The sequence below is a fragment of the Pseudoalteromonas galatheae genome, from assembly GCF_005886105.2.
Classification (GTDB): domain Bacteria; phylum Pseudomonadota; class Gammaproteobacteria; order Enterobacterales; family Alteromonadaceae; genus Pseudoalteromonas; species Pseudoalteromonas galatheae.
Genome location: NZ_PNCO02000001.1, coordinates 3,362,501 through 3,380,930 on the forward strand (window position 1 = coordinate 3,362,501; position 18,430 = coordinate 3,380,930).

Annotated in this window: 22 protein-coding genes and 1 rRNA gene (1 of these 23 only partly in view); 4 read left to right on the forward strand and 19 right to left on the reverse strand. The window is 42.3% G+C overall.

Annotated elements, in window-relative coordinates:
* Nucleotides 1–68, reverse strand: a 16S ribosomal RNA gene (locus CWC29_RS14935) (it extends 1,465 nt beyond the left edge of the window).
* Between the two features lie 611 nt (nt 69–679).
* On the opposite strand from CWC29_RS14935, the gene CWC29_RS14940 reads away from it, so the two are divergent.
* Complete coding sequence (locus CWC29_RS14940) at nt 680–1,147, forward strand: RNA recognition motif domain-containing protein (RefSeq protein WP_128725435.1); 468 nt, start codon at nt 680–682, stop codon at nt 1,145–1,147.
* Here CWC29_RS14940 and murI read toward each other — a convergent pair whose 3' ends face one another.
* Together murI and CWC29_RS14950 are read right to left on the reverse strand one after the other, a co-directional pair.
* On the reverse strand, nt 1,148–1,924 hold the full coding sequence (gene murI / locus CWC29_RS14945) for a glutamate racemase (protein ID WP_138522160.1): 777 nt from the start codon (nt 1,922–1,924) through the stop codon (nt 1,148–1,150).
* A gap of 63 nt (nt 1,925–1,987) precedes the next feature.
* Complete coding sequence (locus CWC29_RS14950; protein WP_138522158.1) at nt 1,988–3,115, reverse strand: DUF5610 domain-containing protein; 1,128 nt, start codon at nt 3,113–3,115, stop codon at nt 1,988–1,990.
* 164 nt (nt 3,116–3,279) lie between these two features.
* Here CWC29_RS14950 and trmA point away from each other — a divergent pair, with 164 nt between their 5' ends.
* Complete coding sequence (trmA, locus tag CWC29_RS14955; protein WP_128725432.1) at nt 3,280–4,374, forward strand: tRNA (uridine(54)-C5)-methyltransferase TrmA; 1,095 nt, start codon at nt 3,280–3,282, stop codon at nt 4,372–4,374.
* Between the two features lie 10 nt (nt 4,375–4,384).
* Here trmA and CWC29_RS14960 read toward each other — a convergent pair whose 3' ends face one another.
* Genes CWC29_RS14960 through ccoG form a run of 5 tightly spaced genes read right to left on the reverse strand, consistent with a single transcriptional unit; the run spans nt 4,385 to nt 8,656 of the window.
* A complete protein-coding gene (locus CWC29_RS14960; protein ID WP_128725431.1) occupies nt 4,385–4,843 on the reverse strand; it encodes a DUF523 domain-containing protein in 459 nt (152 codons plus the stop codon).
* A 48-nt stretch (nt 4,844–4,891) separates the two neighbouring features.
* Complete coding sequence (locus CWC29_RS14965) at nt 4,892–5,521, reverse strand: thiol:disulfide interchange protein DsbA/DsbL (RefSeq protein ID WP_010604382.1); 630 nt, start codon at nt 5,519–5,521, stop codon at nt 4,892–4,894.
* A gap of 18 nt (nt 5,522–5,539) precedes the next feature.
* A complete protein-coding gene (locus tag CWC29_RS14970) occupies nt 5,540–6,163 on the reverse strand; it encodes a thiol:disulfide interchange protein DsbA/DsbL (RefSeq protein WP_128725430.1) in 624 nt (207 codons plus the stop codon).
* 16 nt (nt 6,164–6,179) lie between these two features.
* Complete coding sequence (locus CWC29_RS14975) at nt 6,180–7,154, reverse strand: serine/threonine protein kinase (protein ID WP_138522156.1); 975 nt, start codon at nt 7,152–7,154, stop codon at nt 6,180–6,182.
* A 44-nt stretch (nt 7,155–7,198) separates the two neighbouring features.
* On the reverse strand, nt 7,199–8,656 hold the full coding sequence (ccoG, locus tag CWC29_RS14980) for a cytochrome c oxidase accessory protein CcoG (RefSeq protein WP_138522154.1): 1,458 nt from the start codon (nt 8,654–8,656) through the stop codon (nt 7,199–7,201).
* Between the two features lie 249 nt (nt 8,657–8,905).
* Here ccoG and CWC29_RS14985 point away from each other — a divergent pair, with 249 nt between their 5' ends.
* Both CWC29_RS14985 and CWC29_RS14990 read left to right on the forward strand, forming a co-directional pair.
* On the forward strand, nt 8,906–9,265 hold the full coding sequence (locus CWC29_RS14985) for a hypothetical protein (RefSeq protein WP_235956582.1): 360 nt from the start codon (nt 8,906–8,908) through the stop codon (nt 9,263–9,265).
* Nucleotides 9,265–9,468, forward strand: a complete 204-nt coding sequence (locus CWC29_RS14990; protein WP_128725426.1) for a hypothetical protein — start codon at nt 9,265–9,267, stop codon at nt 9,466–9,468. Before CWC29_RS14985 ends, CWC29_RS14990 begins: the two co-directional genes overlap by 1 nt.
* 3 nt (nt 9,469–9,471) lie before the next feature.
* Here the strand turns inward: CWC29_RS14990 and CWC29_RS14995 are convergent, their stop codons facing one another.
* From CWC29_RS14995 to gspE, 11 genes are all read right to left on the reverse strand, one after another.
* Complete coding sequence (locus tag CWC29_RS14995; RefSeq protein ID WP_017219430.1) at nt 9,472–10,041, reverse strand: UPF0149 family protein; 570 nt, start codon at nt 10,039–10,041, stop codon at nt 9,472–9,474.
* A gap of 106 nt (nt 10,042–10,147) precedes the next feature.
* Nucleotides 10,148–10,906, reverse strand: coding sequence for a type II secretion system protein N (locus CWC29_RS15000; protein WP_138522152.1), 759 nt, complete (start codon nt 10,904–10,906; stop codon nt 10,148–10,150).
* 2 nt (nt 10,907–10,908) lie between these two features.
* Entirely contained in the window at nt 10,909–11,382 is a 474-nt protein-coding gene (gene gspM, locus CWC29_RS15005) for a type II secretion system protein GspM (protein WP_138522150.1), read from the reverse strand.
* Nucleotides 11,379–12,584: a type II secretion system protein GspL gene (gene gspL, locus CWC29_RS15010; protein WP_138522148.1), complete on the reverse strand. Its 1,206-nt coding sequence runs from the start codon at nt 12,582–12,584 to the stop codon at nt 11,379–11,381. The genes gspM and gspL overlap by 4 nt, the downstream gene beginning before the upstream one ends.
* Nucleotides 12,581–13,582, reverse strand: a complete 1,002-nt coding sequence (gene gspK, locus CWC29_RS15015) for a type II secretion system minor pseudopilin GspK (RefSeq protein ID WP_138522146.1) — start codon at nt 13,580–13,582, stop codon at nt 12,581–12,583. The genes gspL and gspK overlap by 4 nt, the downstream gene beginning before the upstream one ends.
* Nucleotides 13,579–14,217, reverse strand: a complete 639-nt coding sequence (gspJ, locus tag CWC29_RS15020) for a type II secretion system minor pseudopilin GspJ (protein ID WP_128725420.1) — start codon at nt 14,215–14,217, stop codon at nt 13,579–13,581. The genes gspK and gspJ overlap by 4 nt, the downstream gene beginning before the upstream one ends.
* Nucleotides 14,217–14,594 carry a type II secretion system minor pseudopilin GspI gene (gene gspI, locus CWC29_RS15025; protein WP_128725419.1) on the reverse strand — a complete coding sequence of 126 codons (378 nt, stop codon included), beginning with the start codon at nt 14,592–14,594 and terminating at the stop codon, nt 14,217–14,219. The genes gspJ and gspI overlap by 1 nt, the downstream gene beginning before the upstream one ends.
* Nucleotides 14,591–15,184 carry a prepilin-type N-terminal cleavage/methylation domain-containing protein gene (locus CWC29_RS15030; protein ID WP_128725418.1) on the reverse strand — a complete coding sequence of 198 codons (594 nt, stop codon included), beginning with the start codon at nt 15,182–15,184 and terminating at the stop codon, nt 14,591–14,593. The genes gspI and CWC29_RS15030 overlap by 4 nt, the downstream gene beginning before the upstream one ends.
* A gap of 3 nt (nt 15,185–15,187) precedes the next feature.
* Entirely contained in the window at nt 15,188–15,613 is a 426-nt protein-coding gene (gspG, locus tag CWC29_RS15035) for a type II secretion system major pseudopilin GspG (RefSeq protein WP_275669069.1), read from the reverse strand.
* Nucleotides 15,614–15,677: 64 nt separating this feature from the next.
* Nucleotides 15,678–16,904 (reverse strand): type II secretion system inner membrane protein GspF, encoded by a 1,227-nt coding sequence (gspF, locus tag CWC29_RS15040; protein WP_010378505.1) that lies wholly within the window; start codon nt 16,902–16,904, stop codon nt 15,678–15,680.
* Nucleotides 16,904–18,391, reverse strand: coding sequence for a type II secretion system ATPase GspE (gene gspE / locus CWC29_RS15045; RefSeq protein ID WP_174171065.1), 1,488 nt, complete (start codon nt 18,389–18,391; stop codon nt 16,904–16,906). The genes gspF and gspE overlap by 1 nt, the downstream gene beginning before the upstream one ends.
* Nucleotides 18,392–18,430: the final 39 nt, after the last annotated feature.

The following is an 18,430-nucleotide window of genomic DNA, read 5'->3' on the forward strand; positions in this document are numbered from 1 at the left end:
CGCTCGACTTGCATGTGTTAGGCCTGCCGCCAGCGTTCAATCTGAGCCATGATCAAACTCTTCAATTAAAAGTTTTTTGAAACCTAAGTTTCATGCTCATTGAATTCTGATTTTGATACCTTTCGGTATCGAATTGACTGTGCTGAATAAACTATGTTTATTCTGTTGGTCACTCAGTTCAATTGAGACTCTAAATTTGTTTGCGTCATCTAGCGAACTAGAATCTGCTGTTAGAACTCAATCTGTACGAGTGCCCACACAGATGATTGCTTCATATTTTTAAAGAACGTTTCGAAACATTTCGTTGTTTCGAGGGATGTGCATTCTAAGCATTCCCAATTTTTTGTCAACACTTAATTTTGAATTTCTTTATCAGAAGTTTCGAACTTAAGTTTTACTTGACGCTAACTCGTTGCTGCTTTGCTTTTCAGCGTAGCGCCCCGTGTCAGTGGGGTCGCATTATAGGGCGATCCGATTTTAGTGCAACCCTTTTTTCGATCTTTTTGATCATTCGAACAAGAATCAACCAAAAACCGCTTTTTAGCATAAAAACCATACAAAAAAGGACAAATCTTACTATCAGAACTATATTAATTATTGCGAAGTTTAATTAACTCGTTAAGATAGCTAACTCACTTGTTAAATTAATGTTTAACCTTCTTTCAATTGGTATATTTATATGAAGTCTTTTGATCATAAAGCAATTTTGATCACTTTGGTTATTGCAGTAGCGAGCTTTTTCATTGTTGATCTTGCATTAAGCTCTACTCAGTTCGACGCTGCTCTTATGCTTGCCGTAGGTATTATCATCGGTGGTGTAATAAGCCAGTTTTTAAAAAGTGATACACAACAAGAAAAACAATCAAACTTATCAACCACTACATTATATGTAGGTAATCTACCGTATCGAGCCAACGAACATGTTGTCCGCGAGCTTTTCGAAGAGCAAGGGCAAGTATTTTCAGTTCGTCTACTTAAGGATAAAAATACAGGCAAACGTCGCGGTTTTGGTTTTGTTGAGATGTCTAAGCAAGATGCGGAAAAGGCTATTACTCAACTCAATGAGCGTGAATTTCAACAGCGTACATTAAAAGTAAGAGAAGCAAAGCAAAAGCCTGAAGGTGAGATGGATCACTCACCTGCTTAATTAATCTTTATTTAAATTAATAATAGAGATTGCTTCTTTATTACCTATTACTGGTGCCGTTGCATAGAAACGCACTTCCGATGCACTCGGCACCTTTTCCCCTACTACTATTTGACTTTCCAACAATGACAATGCGCGATTAGCTATTGCCTTGCCTGAATCAACCAGCTCAACATGCTTATGTAAGCAATTCTTGATATCGTGAGCTATCAAAGGAAAATGTGTACATCCTAACACTAACCTATCAACAGTGACTGGAATGTTAAGCCGGACTATTTCCGCGCAAAGTGCCTCTTTATCCAACTCGTTATGCCAATAAAAGTGCTCAGCGATCCTAACAAGCTCCGTGGAATGCAAAGTTTCAACTTTACAACCTGAGGTAAAATCCATGATGAGCTTATGTGTATAAGCATTATTTGACGTTGCCGGTGTTGCCAATAGTGCGATGTGCTTGGTCTTTGAACTAGACGCCGCAGGCTTAACAGCAGGAACAACACCTATAATTGGAATATGGGTATGTTTTCTGGCTTCTTCTAATGCGTATGTTGAAGCGGTATTACAAGCAATAACGATAAGATCAACATTGCCCAAGCATTGCTGTTGCCAACAAATCAGTCCCTTGATACGTGATTTGATTAGCTCTTGAGGCTGAAGGCCATATGGGAGAAAAGCGTTGTCCATAACATAGCTGAATGAACCCCCCTGCAAACATGCCTTTAAGTGCGACAGCACACTGGTGCCACCTATCCCCGAATCGAAAACCAAAATATGCGACAAACTTCATTCCTCAAATCAATGGAGCATGAAGTTTGCCACGAGTCCTCGCGAAAATAAACTCGCTTAGCTTGTTTGTTTTTGCTCTACCTGCTCTTTATTTAATTCATTCAGTTTACTAAAAAAGCTACTTGCATAATCCAAAAACTCATTTAGTCTCGACTGGCCTTCATTCATCCAAGCAAGCAAGTTTGGCAACTCATTATCAGCATTGAGTCCCTTAGCTTGCTCTTGTACATCTGCTAACTGCTTATTCAGTGGCATAAATGCCTTCTCTAACTCTTTCATTGGATTGCCTTGCTGATATTGAGCAATCGCAGCAGACGTTTTACTTTGTCTGAGATCCATCGTGAAATTAGTGATCTGATCTGAATTTAAACTAAGCGACTTTGCTAAATCGAACGCTTCATCGTATTCACCACCGAAAAAAGAGTCACTGACATTACGGATATCTTCCATCATATCGTTAATAGCTTGCTGCTCCTCTTCGTTCAACTCACCATTTACCTTAATTGAGAAACTGACTTCGTGAGAAGACTTAGTGCCATATGCCATGCCATAATCATTACCTTTTTGAGCAACACTCGCAGCGGCTCCCTGAGAATATGCATCGGAGAATGAAATAACGACTTCATCTCCTTCAGCTGTTGTAAATGCATATTCAGCCTGATTAGAGAGGCTCGCAAACTGCGCGGCACTGATCGCTAATGCTTTTGGCGACTTTTCTTCAAACAGCTCTTTTTCAAAATCATCTAAACCTTTAAAAATCCCTTCTCGTGATTTTTCAATACCATCTTCGATGTCGGAATTAAAAGCCCCCATGCCTTTTAACTCTTCGCTGGCTTCATCTATCCCCTGAAGCACGCCCTTACGTGCCCCATCGAGCATGGATTTCAACTCGTCATCATTTTTGCCGTCGACTTTGGCTTTCTTCACTGCACCCTGAACAAAATCGAGTACATTTTTGACAATAGATTCAAAATCAAATAATGGCTTGTCTTTTTTGTCTTGTGTCGGCTTCTCAATCCCCAACGCTTCTGCAAGCTTATCATCAAGAATTTTTGCAGCTAATTTGGATTTATCACCCGCATAGCTGTCTGAATTAATTTGGATATTTGGTCCTATCCCTTTGCTCTTTCCAGGCTTATGCTGCATCGCTGGATTGAGCAACTGATTTAATTGCCCGATTTTCATGGTATGCCCTCCAATATATTAGTTAGATTATCGGCATATTTGCGCAAAGCTAAAGTATAATGATTAAAAAAACAGCAAACCAGATGCATCAGTGATGCTAGACTGGACAAATTAGCAACGCTCCCTAAAATAGCGCCTCTTAATTCAACATAGATGGTTTTAGCATGGCAGTAATAAAAATTGATGATTCAGCATACGAGCAACAGTTAGCGGATAAAGCTGAGCGTATCACAACACAATTTGCACCGTTTAATGCACCTGCACTTGAAGTGTATGAGTCTGCATCTCGCCATTACCGCCAGCGCTGTGAATTTAGAGTATGGCATGATGGTGAAGATCTGTTTCACATCATGTTTGACCAGCAAACAAAAGAAAAGATCCGTGTTGATAGCTTTGATCCTGGTGCGCCGCTTGTCAATGAAATGATGCAAGTGATGATACACCAGCTAAAAGACAACGAAATATTGCGTCGTAAGCTGTTTCAAATCGACTATCTCACGACGCTGAGTGGGGAAGTACTGATCAGCTTGCTTTATCACAAGCAGTTAGATGAAGCGTGGCAGACTGCCATGCAGACATTAAGAACCGAGTTGCAGCAAACCTACAAAGTTGATTTTATCGGTCGTGCTAGAAAACAAAAGGTTGTGTTTGGCAATGACTATGTAACTGAAAAACTAAGCGTTAACGGTAAAGAATATATTTATCAGCAGGTTGAGAACAGCTTTACGCAACCGAATGCGGAAGTGAATCAGAAAATGCTAGCTTGGGCACAGTCTATTAGTGAACCGCTAAGCAACGATCTACTTGAGCTTTATTGTGGTAACGGTAACTTTTCAATTGCATTGGCAGGCTCATTCAATAAAGTGCTGGCTACTGAGATTTCTAAATCATCAGTAAAGTCTGCACAATTTAATATTGCAGCAAATAAAGTCGATAACTTAGATATTATTCGCATGTCGAGTGAAGAGTTTACACAAGCCATGAAAGGGCAAAAGTTTTCTCGATTAGATGGTATCGATTTACAGTCCTATGATTGCCAAACGATTCTCGTCGATCCGCCTCGTGCAGGTATGGATGAATTGACCTGTCGATTAGTTAGCAACTACGACAACATTATTTATATCTCATGTAATCCAGACACGTTAGAACGTGATTTAGCCTTATTATGTGAAACACATAAAATCGCACGTATGGCGATTTTCGATCAGTTCCCTTATACCCATCATATTGAATCTGGCGTTTACTTAGTGAGAAAGTGATCTCTAACGATTAACGACTGGCTGCCATCGCTGTGATAAGTGCTGGCAGTTGAGTTTCGCTAAAGACTTGAATACCGGATTGCCGTAATAAAGACGCAGTCAGCCCCTGCCCTACTATTTTTTTACCTGTATGACTACCATCGTAAATCAGATTGCTGCCGCAAGACGGACTGGACTCTTTTAACAACGCAAACTTTATATCGTGCTGTAGGCAAGCCGCTAGCGCTTTTTTAGCACCGAGTTCAAACGCGGAGGTAAAATCATCGCCATGTTTACTCAAAACTTTACCATCTGCTATTTCAGCCGATGGGCGAGGTGTTGGTAAACCACCAGATACTTCGGGACATAGCGGTAAGACCCAATTTTTTTGCCGCCAATACTGCAAGGTATTGTCTTGAAGGCTTTGTGAAGAAGCGTCATACCTCACTGGATAACCTAATAAGCAGCTAGAAACTAAAATTTTAAACATAAAAAAGCCCCGCAATAATTGCAGGGCTAGTCTAATACAAATTAGATTTTATTTCTTTGCTAAATAATTCACCAAAGCTGCAATTTGCTCTGGCTTAGTCGTACCAGATTCACGAAGTAATAGCTTGTATTTACCGTTTACCACGAACATTGGTACCCCTGTTAGCGCGCCTTTATCAGAAAGAGTCTTCTGCATACGTTGCATTTTTGAAGCTTTAGTACGAACAGAGAAACTGGCATAAAGTTTATCAAACTTCTCTTCTTCAACACCTTGAGCAATAAAGATATCTTTTACATCAGCAAGTTCATTGATTTTTGCACGCTTGCCATGGATATGATTAAACATGGCTGCAACTATCTTGTCTTTTTGTGGCAGCACTTCAGCAGTTGCAAGTGCTTGTGCCAACACCTGTTGGATCTCAGGCTCTCTTGGACCGACAAAATCTATATGGCTTTTTTTAAACTTAACACCCTCATCCAGCTTTGGTTTAACGTCAACGATTAAATTTTCCATTGCGTTACAGGCTGGACAATAAAAAGAAAAATATTCCATTACCTCAGGCTTTTTCGTGCCGCGCTCGGCAATAACTTCATAATGCACACCTTCTTCAAATGGTGCAGCCTGAGCAAGAAGAGGAAGCATTAGTGCAACCGCTAAGCCTTTTAATACTTTCAACATACTAACTTTCTCCAGTCCTTATTTTTTTAATAGATATGCGATCAATTCATCAAGCTGTTCTTGGCTCTTGATACCTTTCATTTCGATTCTGTATTTGTCGTTTACGATAAAAGTTGGAACGCCTGTAAGCGCCCCCGCTTCAGAAAACTTTTCTTGTGCTTTAAGCATGTTATTTTCAGCACTCACGACTGGCATACTCGTGACGGCCTGATCAAACTTTTCAGCAGCAATCCCATTTAGCTCCATTAGCGTTTTTAAATCTTTAATGTCTAACAGTTTGTTTCCTTCAACATGAATAGCATTAAAAATCTTCTCAGCAATCACATCCTCTTTGCCTTCTTGCTCAGCAATAATATAGGCATAGCTAAGATTGCTCTGCGTTTCTGTAGGAATACCACGTAGGAAGTTTACATGGCTTTTTTCAAAGTACGCTCCCTCAGGTAAGTTCTTTTTAATCGCTTTAGCAATTGGCTCAAAGCGGAAACAATGAGGACAGTAAAAAGAGAAAAATTCAGTAACTTTCTCTGATTTACTCTGTTCGGTTGTTAAGGTTGTGTAGTGCTCACCCTCGGTAAAGTCTGAAGCCATCGCAGCAATGGGCAAAAGTAATGCGATAAGTGCGACTTTTAATTTTTTTAGCATGTTACTCTCTCTAATTTTAAGGAAATAGGCTCAAACTTGGTTCATCTAATGCGGCAAATTGCTCTTTTAACGCTAGGATCTGTTGTTCCCAATATTTGTCTGTCGCAAACCAAGAAAAGTTCCGTTCGAATGCAGGATCCTGCCAGCGTTGGGCCACCCAAGCCATATAGTTAACCATTCTCATGGCGCGTAGCGGCTCAATTAACGCAAGCTCTTTTGCATCAAACGGCATAAACTCTTCGTAACCCACAAGCAGGGTATCTAATTGTACTAATTGCTCGTTGCGGTCACCATTTAACATCATCCACAAGTCTTGTACCGCTGGACCTTGCTGACAATCGTCAAGATCCACCAACATCAATTGGTCTCTAGACCACAATAAATTTCCAGCATGACAATCACCATGAAGCCGAAGCGTTTTGGCAACTTGATACTTTGAGGTTGCTTTGTTAATAACTTGCTCAAGAATAGTAACAAATGGAGTATGTAGATGACTAGGCACTAACTGGCTTTTTAGCAGTGTTTGTTGTGCATCAACCAAAAACCGCTGAGTGTTGAGCTGTGGTCTATGTTTGAATGCTCGCTCAGCCGACAGACAATGCAAGCGCCCTAGGTAGCGACCTAAAATTTCTAAGTGATCTAGATTATCGAGCTCGAACTGGCGTCCACCAACACTTGGAAACAACGTGTAGCGATAACCTTCATAAAAATGCAGACTACGCTCGGCAATAAGTAAGGGCGCCACAACTGGCACTTCGGCTTCTTTTGCTGCCAGCGCGAATTCATGCTCTTCAAGAATTTGTTCATCCGTCCAACGCGCTGGGCGGTAAAACTTCACCACATAGCGCTTGCCATCCTCAGCGCCAAATTGATAAACACGGTTTTCATAGCTGTTTAAGGCCAATAATCCCGTTGTCGGATATATCTCAAGTGCCTCAATCGCATCTAAAATAAGATCCGGTGTCAGTGCATTAAAACTAAAATCATTCATAATATTTATAAAAAAGCGAGGTTTTATACCTCGCTTTTACCTTATTATCTTCCTTTGAAGAAATTGGTCGGCTGCGCCAGCCGCTCTTCAGGATCATCTTGGTTAATAAGCACAAACTCAAATTCAGTCACTGGCTTTTTCAAATCATATGGATCAATCACAACAGAGAGTGGCACATCTAATGTCGTGCCTGCAGCTAAGTGTACCTCTTGTTTACCGATCACCTGATAATTACTTAGACCCGTTATTGCAATAGAAAATTTCTGCTCAACTTGCGCTTTGTTTATCACTTTCAGGGTATAGGTATTTTCTACCAACCCTTCAATATTGACACGATAAAGCTGATTTCTATCACGAATAATATCAAGATCCATCGGTTTACGCATCGCAATGTTCGCAACTAATGCTCCCGTGATGACGACTAGAATCATTAAATAACCGATTAATTTACCACGTACTGGTTTAGTCTTTTCGCTAGATGATTCTAAATTGCGCTCTGTAGTGTAAGCAATCAATCCGCGTGGGTAGTTCATCTTATCCATAACACCATCGCAGGCATCGATACACGCACCACAATTGATGCATTCATATTGCAAGCCATTACGAATGTCGATACCGGTAGGACAAACCTGAACGCACAGGTTGCAATCAATACAATCACCTAGACCTAGCGCTTTTGGATCTTGTTTGCGTCCTCGAGGACCTCGACTTTCACCTCGTTCGCTATCATAGGCGACGGTAAACGTGTCCTTATCAAACATGGCTGATTGGAAGCGAGAGTAAGGACAGATGTGTAAACACATGATTTCTCTCATCCAACCGGCATTACCATAAGTGCAAATGGTAAAAACGATGATGCTAATGACGGAATAAAAGCCTGCAGAAAAAGTAAGTAAATCAGGGAGCAAAGAGCGGATTGGGGTAAAGTAACCAACAAAAGTGATTGCGGTATACAGTGAAAAGAGTATCCAGCTGCCGTGTTTTGCAGTTTTCCGCCAAAACTTATCAAAATCCATCGCTCTCTGATCTAGTTTTTTCCGCTGGTTTGCCGTTCCTTCAAACTTTTCTTCAAACCAAATAAAGATAAACGTCCAAACAGTTTGCGGGCAGGTGTAGCCGCACCATACCCGACCATAGAAGGTAGTCACCAAGAACAGAGCAAATGCCGCTATCATTAGAATAAAAGCAAAAATAGTGAGATCTTGTGGCCATAGAGTCATGCCAAAAATATTAAACTTCTGCTCAAAAATATCGAACAACACCGCCTGATGACCGTGAAAGTTTAACCAAGGCAAAGCCATAAATGCCAACATACCAATAAAGCCGATACGCCTTCTTAGCAGTTGGTGTAGGCCTGATACCGCCCGGACATAGATGCGATTGCGAGGATTAAAACGATCGGGCGTAGAGCTATTGAGCGATTTCCCTTCAGTGCCAGCTGTTGGCTTTTGAATTTTTACTTCAGACGGTATATTTTTAACCTTGATTCTTTCGTTCTCCATGGAAGCTCCTTAGTGCTTTGGAACGAGATGCACTTGCTACAGTGACCTTGAAAAATACAGGCTAAACTATTGCAATGTGCCCCATGACATAGTTTAGCGCTTACTATTATACGCTTTGAAACTCTATGATTAATAGTAAGTTGAGCTAAAACCCACCATAAATGATGAGAGACTTGTTGCGACCTGACAGACAAGTTTATTACACTAGGAACAAGATTTTTGTTAGCTAGATCAAATCAGCGTCAGATTATGAAAAAATTCTTAGTATTAGCCATTATAGTCGTTGCTCTGTTTACTGTGGATCATCCATTGATTAAAGAGCCAAGAGATAGATTGCTAGGTCAAGGCGTTGAAGTACTCAGCGAGTCCAGCAAAGTACAACGCAGCACGGCCGCAAGAATCGCCAGAGCCAATGTCGTAAAGACGATTACTATGACAGATGATGAAAAGCGCTATATTGACGAAGCCTTGGCAACAGATGAAAAAGTGAGACTTTTCCATCTCAAGTATTGTAAAGAAAATGACTATAACTTGTATTTTTATGGCCCTGAACTGGTAAAAATCTGTGAAATTGCAGAGCAAGCTATTCAAGAAGCGAAGGGGTTATAATGGATTTTAGTCAATTAAATAAAAAGTCGGCAAAATCCTTTAATGATCAAAAAGCGCTTATCAAAAAGCTTAGCCAAGGACGTGTTGTCAATTGCCCAGACTGTCAGCAACCCATTGTGCTCAGTCTAAGTCAATCGACATCAAATAGAGCTGTGGCTCAATGCCAACAGGGTTGCACATTTATCGAGTTAGATCTCGCATAAAGATTATTCAAATAGTCCGCTATTCACCGCGGCAACTTCGACTAACTCAGCATAAGATGCGGCAAACTCATCAGCTAATTGCGCCTGAGTCAGTTGAAACTCGGTCAGTGACTGTCCTACTTTGTCACAATAAATAGTTAGTTGTTGCTCGCCAAGTGCAAAAAGCCCAAGTTGTTCTGTGCTCACTTGCAAAGCTTGTTTGATATCGTCGGCGAGCGGACTGGACATCAATTGCTCATAAAAGGGCGTCGCCGCCATTAAAAACCCTTCGGCCCAATTAATTTTTTGCTCAAGTGGTGTTTCACCGTTCCAAGGCAATTGAAATTCAGTTTCGTATACCTGCTCTGAAATCTCGTGATGTAAAGCCATCAATGCAAATGCAATACTCTCATCTAGTTCGGGATCTGCATTGGTTAAAGTCTTAAGCCACTTATCTACCTCGATACCGTTTGGGTCTATACAGGTAGCAAATAAATATCCTTGTAAAAAAGCAATATCAATAGAAAGTTTGCGCGCAGAAAAGTAGTTCTCTAGATTCAACTGATCCGCTGCGGTAAAAGAGAAGTCGTGCATAGTGTTGCCTTGAACTTAGGCGCCATATCAGCGCCTATAAAAATGCTTTTATATTAATAACTAACCTGAGATTAGATTAACTAAAGTCTGATATGACAGAAGTATATTATAAATTTACTGGGTAGCGACCTTCGCCATCCGGTCTACCTAAAAACTTAACCGCATCATGTACTTCTTTTGGTAGACTTGCATCTGGCTTAATGTTACCAGAAACGCGAAATTGAAAATTGGCAGCCAGTGTTGCATCGGCCTGTAAACCCAGGCGGTTTTCAGGGTCTACAACCACAGCTATGTCTCCTGACTTACAATCGAGCTGACCACTGAGATCACCAATACTAAACCAACCATTCATGCCTTTCACGTCAATATTTGGACTACTTATCTCACCATTTAGTCCATCACAGTAAGGTGCACCACTTTGGTACTTCTTCACATTGACGATAACACGCCCTTTGGCATCAACCGGTAATGGCAAGGTTACTTGCTCCATAGCTTGTTCAACACTGAAACGAAGTGAGGCATTATTTACCGTCACTGATTTACTTACTAAATTCGATGAGAAGGTGGCTTTGCCCGAGATCTCATTTTTATCTCTCGGATTACCAAACTGTAGGTTGCCTGCAAGATTACCCATTAATAACGATGACGGTTCAAGCTCCCACTTAACCTGATTCAATTGAACGTTATTGAATCTCACACCGCTCACTTGACCATGCCAAACAGAGCCATTTACTGCACCTAGCTGCAAATTAGCTGGCAATTGGCCTTTAAAAACTTGCAGCAATACTGCTGCTGGCATAGTAAACGCACTAAAAATAATAAATGCGAGTAAAAAAATAATGAGTAGAGATAGTGTTTTTTTCATAATTATTTCTCTAAAACCAAGCGACTAACACGCACAAAGCCAGGTAAATTCCCTTGTGTAAGGTCAAGATTTTCTACTTTTACGCCATGCTTATTTGTCAATTCATCTATCCAAGCAACGAGTTTATTAAATTCCACATCATCGATGGTTAAACGCAAACTTTCGCCACTAGGTTGCATTTTGCTGATATCAATTTGAAAACGGCCACGAGTGTTATTGACTATCTGGCTGATATTACCGCCGCTGATCACCTGTGCAGGACTACTAGTTTTCAGCTTATTAACACTTTGACCAACCCAATTTACGAGTTCGTGATTACGTTTTAGCTTAGCTTCGGCATCACTGACAGCCTGATTTAGCGGTTTGAATATGCCCATTATCAGAACAAAAACGACAAAAATAACGCCAGCAACGATCAACAATTTTTGTTCTTGCTCTTTTAAGCCACGCCAGTAATTAACTGCTTGCTGCTTCATGCTGCACCTCGAATACGAATTTCACCCACCACAAAGTCGCCATCATTGTTCAAGGCACCCTGTTCAACGCTCACACCACGTTGCTCTAAAATTGCTTTAACCTGACCAAATACTTGGAACTCTTTTGCGCGCGCTCTAATTCTGAGTTCATTCCTACGTTTGTCATAACGCAGCGTTTCAGGGGCAAAGGCATCAATCTCTTCATAAATCGCCACAAAGTGATTCGTTAATTCGAGCAAACCGCCCTGTTCCGTGCCAGATAACGCATCAAGCTCATTCTGGATCTGCTTTTTCAATAAGTGTGGACGCACTACTTTATTTGGAAATGCCTGTTGATACATAGTGACCGCTTGGGTTTCTAGCTGATTAGCTTGATGACTTATCACATACAGCTGTGTGCCTTTAATTGCGATAAAGCTTACTACTGCCACGCTCGCCGCTATTAGGCCACTGCGCCAATCTCGCCACCACTGCGGCTGCTTTTTCTTGGCAGCAAACCGCCCTTGACGCAAATTAAAGTCAATACTTGATAGTGATTTCGCGAAGATGGCTAAAGGTAAGTCGTAATCTTGCTGTTGCGCAGTAAGCGTTATCGTTTTTGAGAAATCACTTGCTGGGCTAAAATGCGCTAACCGTTCAACACCTGCAATGGCGAGGTACTCATTGACCCAGCTAAGTTCAGCAGTGCCAATTTGCCAAGCGTTGTGTTTGAATAGCCATTGCTGACCCAACTGCACGGCACTAGTCATCTCTTCATGAAGGGGCAAACATAGAGCATCCGGTAATGCTTTATTTATACTTATCCCTGCATCATCGAAAGTACTAAACCAGCTTTGTAGCCAATTGTTATCACAAATCGCGACATCAATTGTATGTGTGTCGGCTCTCATGCCCGGCTTACCAATTGCGATAAACAGCGCATCAATGTCGGTCGCAACGTGTTCCTCAAGCATAAACGGTAAGGCTTGTTCTAGTTTCCTATTCCATTTTGCTGGTAACTCAAGTGTGCGTAACTGCACCGCTGTCGCTGGTAGTAACAAAACAACCGGTCTTGTATGCGCTTTTTCAGCGAGGGTGCCAAGTTGTTCACTCCCTTCAAGTTCACCACTGGCAATAATTTGTTGTTGTTCTGTTGACCACACTAACCAGTGTATTGTCGCCTGGTGTGACTGATCCACACGGATCAATAATTGTTCTGTCACTCTACGCCTCCAAATTTACGAGCAAGCACGTACGCTTTACCATCTTTTGTTTCTATAATTGATGTGAGAGAAAAGCGTCGCTCATCAAACACAGCAGTTGCTCGCAACTGAAAATAATTGCTGTTAATCGTAAAAATTTTGGAAGTCTTGTTAGGGTTTTTGACCCCTTGATTCGCGACTTCCGTGTAAAATTCGTTGATATCTGTAAAACCTTTTTTTGGTCTTGCAGAAATAATAGCTTCAGCACCTGATTTCGATAAACCTGGTATAAGCGCACTGAGTAAAAGTGCTTGCTCTGGCAGTATCGTATTGACGTTTACTGCGAGCTCCTCACTCCCAGGGATCACACAAACGTAAGGCTTAATCTTTTCCATCACCAGCGGATTAAAGCCCTTAATTACTCGTAGCTCACTAACAGACGCCATCAAATTATTAGCCGTTAAATAAGGCGTCTGATTAGACATATATTCGTCTTCCTCTGCCCCGGAGCGGTAAGTAATGCTGTCTTCATCAAGCCAATCGTAGACACTATCAGCAAGGGCTTCCTCGCTTTCGTTACTCGGCAAATCCTCAATATTCTTCAAAAGCTCCAATAGCGCAGCATGGGCTGGGTTAGTATTCTTTCCACCAACCTGCTTACTACCTTGGTCATTTCCATTCGTTTGTGACTTTGCTCTCAAAGCATTTAGGTTTAGGCATGCCTGTAAGTCTGTAACTTTACCGCTCAACGTACCATGGTCAACAGGGTAAGGCACTTCTTCACGGGCCCAAGGCTGGTCTAGATTAACGGTATCAGGATCATCTTTTTTCGCTTGTATCAACGCTCTTTTAACCAACTCCTCAGCGCCATAGCTATACCACTTGGCTTGTTGCTGAGTTTGAATATTCGAGGCCTTTTGTACCTGCACCATTAAACTACTCGCCATTTCAGCTGCAATTGTCGCGGCCAAAGCGACAATAAAAAGCACTATAACGAGCGCCGCACCGTGCTGCTTCATGGCTGTTGTCCCTTGTCGTCAACAACGCCACTACCTGGCGTTAAAAATAAACGGCTAATCGGATCTGAGTCTTTTCTTTGTAATGTCACTCTAACCGCTTTAGGTAACGATTTAGACTTCCAATCAGCTTGCCACTTTTGCTTGTCATCCAAAAATTCAAACTTTAATTCTTCGACGTCTTCCAAAATAACTTGAGCACGAGGCTCTGTCCCATCTAGTTGATCAACGTATATCCGATAAATACGTTCAAGCTTGTCATCGATAACCCGGTAGCCCACAGCCTGGAGTTCGGAGCGTGGTAATAAACTAATAGGGTTAGTCCAACCATCACGAACAAAAGCGATACCATCATATTGGCTCTCAAGCTCATAACGGCCATGGATGATATAAGTTGGGCTAAAATCCCCAGCTTCATTTCTGACTTCTCGCTTAGTGATCTGATTAAAATCCTGATCCATCAAGCGGAAAGTTGTTTGTAAACCTTCAATTTCGGCTATTTTTTCCGCTGAAGCCGCTTGAGCCTTCAGCGTTGAATCTAAAATCTGATGCGTTGCCGTTACCACTACCGCTAGAATAGCCAGTGCCAACAAGACTTCTATAAGCGTGAAACCACGCTGTGGTGTATGCACTGTCACTACTTACTCCGGTACATAAAAGTGGTGATGTCATACACTGAATTTTTAAGTTCTGGCTCACGAAACACATGAACAGTGAGTTTTACAAAGCTGGGATCTGTGGTCTGTTGGATATGCTGTTGCCAATACCATGTAACCCCTGCCATTTCCTCTTCGCCTTTGTTACCATTCTTCCCATGCCAGTCATCGCCTTGTGCACGTAAAAATACCAAGCGATTTTCTGCTACCCATGACGCATAGGTTTGCTCCTCAAGCGAGCTGATATGATTTATATGTTCGCTCGTTGCTTGCATTGCGGCAATACCAGCAACGGCGCAAATACTTAGTGCAACCATGACTTCAAGCAAGGTAAAGCCTACGCTTTTTCTAGCGTTCATTCTTCAGGTTCCCGCTTAAGCCCGACTGGCGCCATAAACTCACCTTCAATGAAAAATATGGGCTCTTGCAGATCTTTATTTTCCACACTTAACCTAAATGCGCTGACTTCACCGGAAGATAAAATAAGTACTTGCGGGATCTTAAGCTTTTTAAGTTCAAGTAAATTGTCGTCGTCACCACCACTCATCAGCTCTCGCCAATTCGCTTGCTCAAGTAAGTTATCTTGAGACCATGGCAGATCTTCTAGGATCAATTCCACTTTGTACTGCTCAGGCAGCTCAATTGGTTTGTAGATATCGTCGGCTTCGAAAGTTCGCCACTTCTCACCGTCAAAAACCAAAAACTCAATCACACCTTTATCTAAGTGAAAACCAAGTTCAACCTGATTAAGTACCGCAAATTCTGAGGCGAGATTAACCGTTCCCTGCACACGCATAGCCATGGTTTCCAGCTCTTCCTCATCACTATCACTGACAGTATAAGTAATGAGGTTTACTGAAAAAGCAATGATCACCAAGACGATAAGGACTTCAAGTAAACTGAAGCCCTTTGCCTTAGCTAATGCCGGTTTGTACAAGGTGGCTAACATAGATTAACGTTCGTCTTCCGAATCCCAGTTACCAATATCATCGTCGGTTCCAACTTCGCCATCAGGGCCCATTGAAAAAATATCGATTTGACTCATTTCGCCTGGGCTTACTAATTGGTAAGGGTTACCCCATGGATCTTCTGGAAGCTTAGAAATGAAGCCACCTTCAGGGAAACGCTTCGGTACAGGGTCAATATTTGTTTGCGTTACTAGAGCTTCTAGACCTTGCTCTGTGGTTGGGTAGCGCTTGTTTTTTAACTTGTACATCTTCATTGCGTCTTCAATCTGACGAATATCTAGACGTGCCTTTTCTTTTGCAGCTTCTTCTTGTTGGCCCATCACGTTAGGCGCAACGATAGATAAGATCATACCGATGATAACAAGTACCACCATCACTTCTAGTAGTGAGAAACCTGATTGTTTTTTCACAATGTTTACCTCAATGCTGTTATTGATGACCATGCAAAAACATGCGATGGCCTTTCCTTTTTGACTACAATCCTACGGCTTTGTTCATCGCCATAATCGGCTGAAGAATCGCCATAACTATAAACAGTACAATAATTGCCATCGTCGCTATCATCGCAGGTTCTAGCAACTTCAGCGAGACATTTACCATACTTTCAAATTCTCTTTCTTGGTTATTCGCTGCACGCTCAAGCATCTGCTCTAATTCACCCGACTTCTCACCGCTGGCAATCATATGCAGCATCATAGGTGGGAACATTTTAGTCTGTTGCAACGACGCTCTAAGGCTTGCACCTTCACTCACCCGAGTCGCTGCTTCTGCAACAGATGCTTTGATTTTTTCGTTCTCAAGTACTTGGCCTGATATCTTCATACCCTCAAGCAGTGGAACAGAACTCGATGAGAGAATACTTAAGGTACGCGCAAATCGTGCAGTATTCACGCTGCGAGTTACCTTACCAAGACCCGGTAAACTCAACAACTTGCTATCATACCAAAAGCGGATCTTAGGTTTTTGTAATGCTTTTTTAATCGCGTAGGTACCAATGACAACCACTGCCAACGTGATCATCCAGTAGTTTTGTACAAAATTACTGGCAGCCATAACCCACTCAGTTGTCCAAGGCAGTGCTTGCTTAGACTTCTCAAAGGTCTTCAAGATCTTTGGTACTACCGTCCCTAATAGAATGGAAACAATCGCGATAGCAAAGATGACCAAAATAATGGGATACACCATCGCTTGCGTAATTTGGCTACGCATATGTTGGCGCTGCTCAGTGTAATCGGCCAAGCGATTTAGTACTTCATCTAAGTGCCCCGACTTTTCTCCAGCGGCAACCATTGAGCGGTACAAGTGATCAAATACGTGAGGAAATTCCGACATTCCATCTGCAAGCGTATAACCCTCAACGACTTTTGATCTTACCGCCATCAGCATACGCTTTAGTCTTGGCTTTTCACATTGCTCCGCTACCGCCATCACTGCTGCTTCAACAGGTAAAGAGGATTGGATCAAGGTCGCCAACTGACGCGTGATCAAGGCAAGATCTGATACCGAAGGACGATAGCCTTTAAAAAGCGTAAAACCACCACTACTTTGGTTTTTATCTTTCTCAGCAGCAGGCAAAACTTCAAGTGGCATCATGGCTTTTTCTCTCAGCATCTGCCTAACTTGCTTTGCCGTATCCGCCTCTAAAATTCCTTTCTTCTCTTTGCCTTTACCATCTAAAGCGCGGTATTCAAACGCTGCCATTAGCCTTCCTCACGCGTTACACGCATTACTTCTTCTAAGGTTGTTTGACCAGCGAGTACTCGCGAACAGCCATCTTGTCGGATGCTTGGTGTACGCTTACGAATATACTTCTCTACCGCTTGCTCACCTTTACCGTTATGAATCAGTTCACGGATAGGCTCATCGACAATGAGAAGCTCATGAATACCTGTCCGACCTTTGTAACCATTGAAGTTGCATTCTTCACAGCCGACCGCACGGAAGATTTGCGTGCCACTGTCTTTGGCCACACCCAGTAGCTCACATTCTCGTTCATCCGCCAAATGCGCTTCTTTACAATTAGGGCAAAGCGTTCTTACCAATCGTTGTGACAGCACGCCTAGTAGTGATGAACTTAACAGGAACGGTTCAACCCCCATGTCTTCCATACGCGTGATAGCACCAGCGGCCGTATTCGTGTGCAGTGTGGATAATACCAAGTGTCCGGTCAAAGAGGCTTGAACACCAATTTGTGCGGTTTCTAAATCTCGGATCTCACCAACCATCACCACGTCTGGATCTTGACGTAGAATCGCACGTAAACCTCGAGCGAATGTCATATCCACTTTTGGATTTACTTGTGTTTGACCAATGCCTGGGATCTCATATTCAATCGGATCTTCAACCGTTAGAATATTGCGGTCCTTAGAATTGATTTGGGTCATGCCTGCGTACAAGGTCGTACTCTTACCTGAACCCGTTGGACCGGTAACCAATATAATACCGTGCGGTTTAGCAATTATCTCTGCAAATGCGTCGCGGTTTGCTTGAGTCATGCCCAGATCTTCGAGATCTAATCGCGCATTATTTTTGTCTAGTAGACGCAGTACCACGCGCTCACCAAAGCTTGATGGCATCGTTGATACACGTACATCTACAGCACGTCCCGCGATCCGCAAACTGATACGGCCATCTTGCGGTACACGTTTTTCTGCGATGTCGAGCTTAGCCATTACTTTGATACGAGACACTAACAATGAAGACAGTTTCCGGTTTGGCTTCAATACTTCTTTCAGTACACCATCAACCCTAAAGCGAATAACCAGTTCTTGCTCGAAGGTTTCGATATGGATATCTGATGCGCCTTCTTTTATCGCTTCACTCAACATAGCGTTGATGAGCTTGATGATAGGCGCGTCATCATCCGCAGCAAGCAGGTCTTCTGTTTGTGGTAATTCTTCAGCAAGCGAGAACAAGTCCATCTCGTTGCCAATGTCTTCCATCATCTGTTGTGTTTCTGAACTGTCTCTTTGATAAGACGCTTCAAGCATATGCTCAAAACGTTCTTCATCTAATGCTTCGAGATGTAATGTTTTGCCTGCAACGCGACGTACTTCCATTAGCGTTTCGAGATCAAGGGTACCTTTATGGAAAAGCTTAGCTTGATCGCCATCTGGACTAAGTAGTACGCCTTTTCGACGTGCAAACGAAAATGGCAAACGTAATGTGATTGCGGGGACAGGCGGCATTTCAGCCACCTCATCTAGTATTGGCTCTGCGCTTTGAAG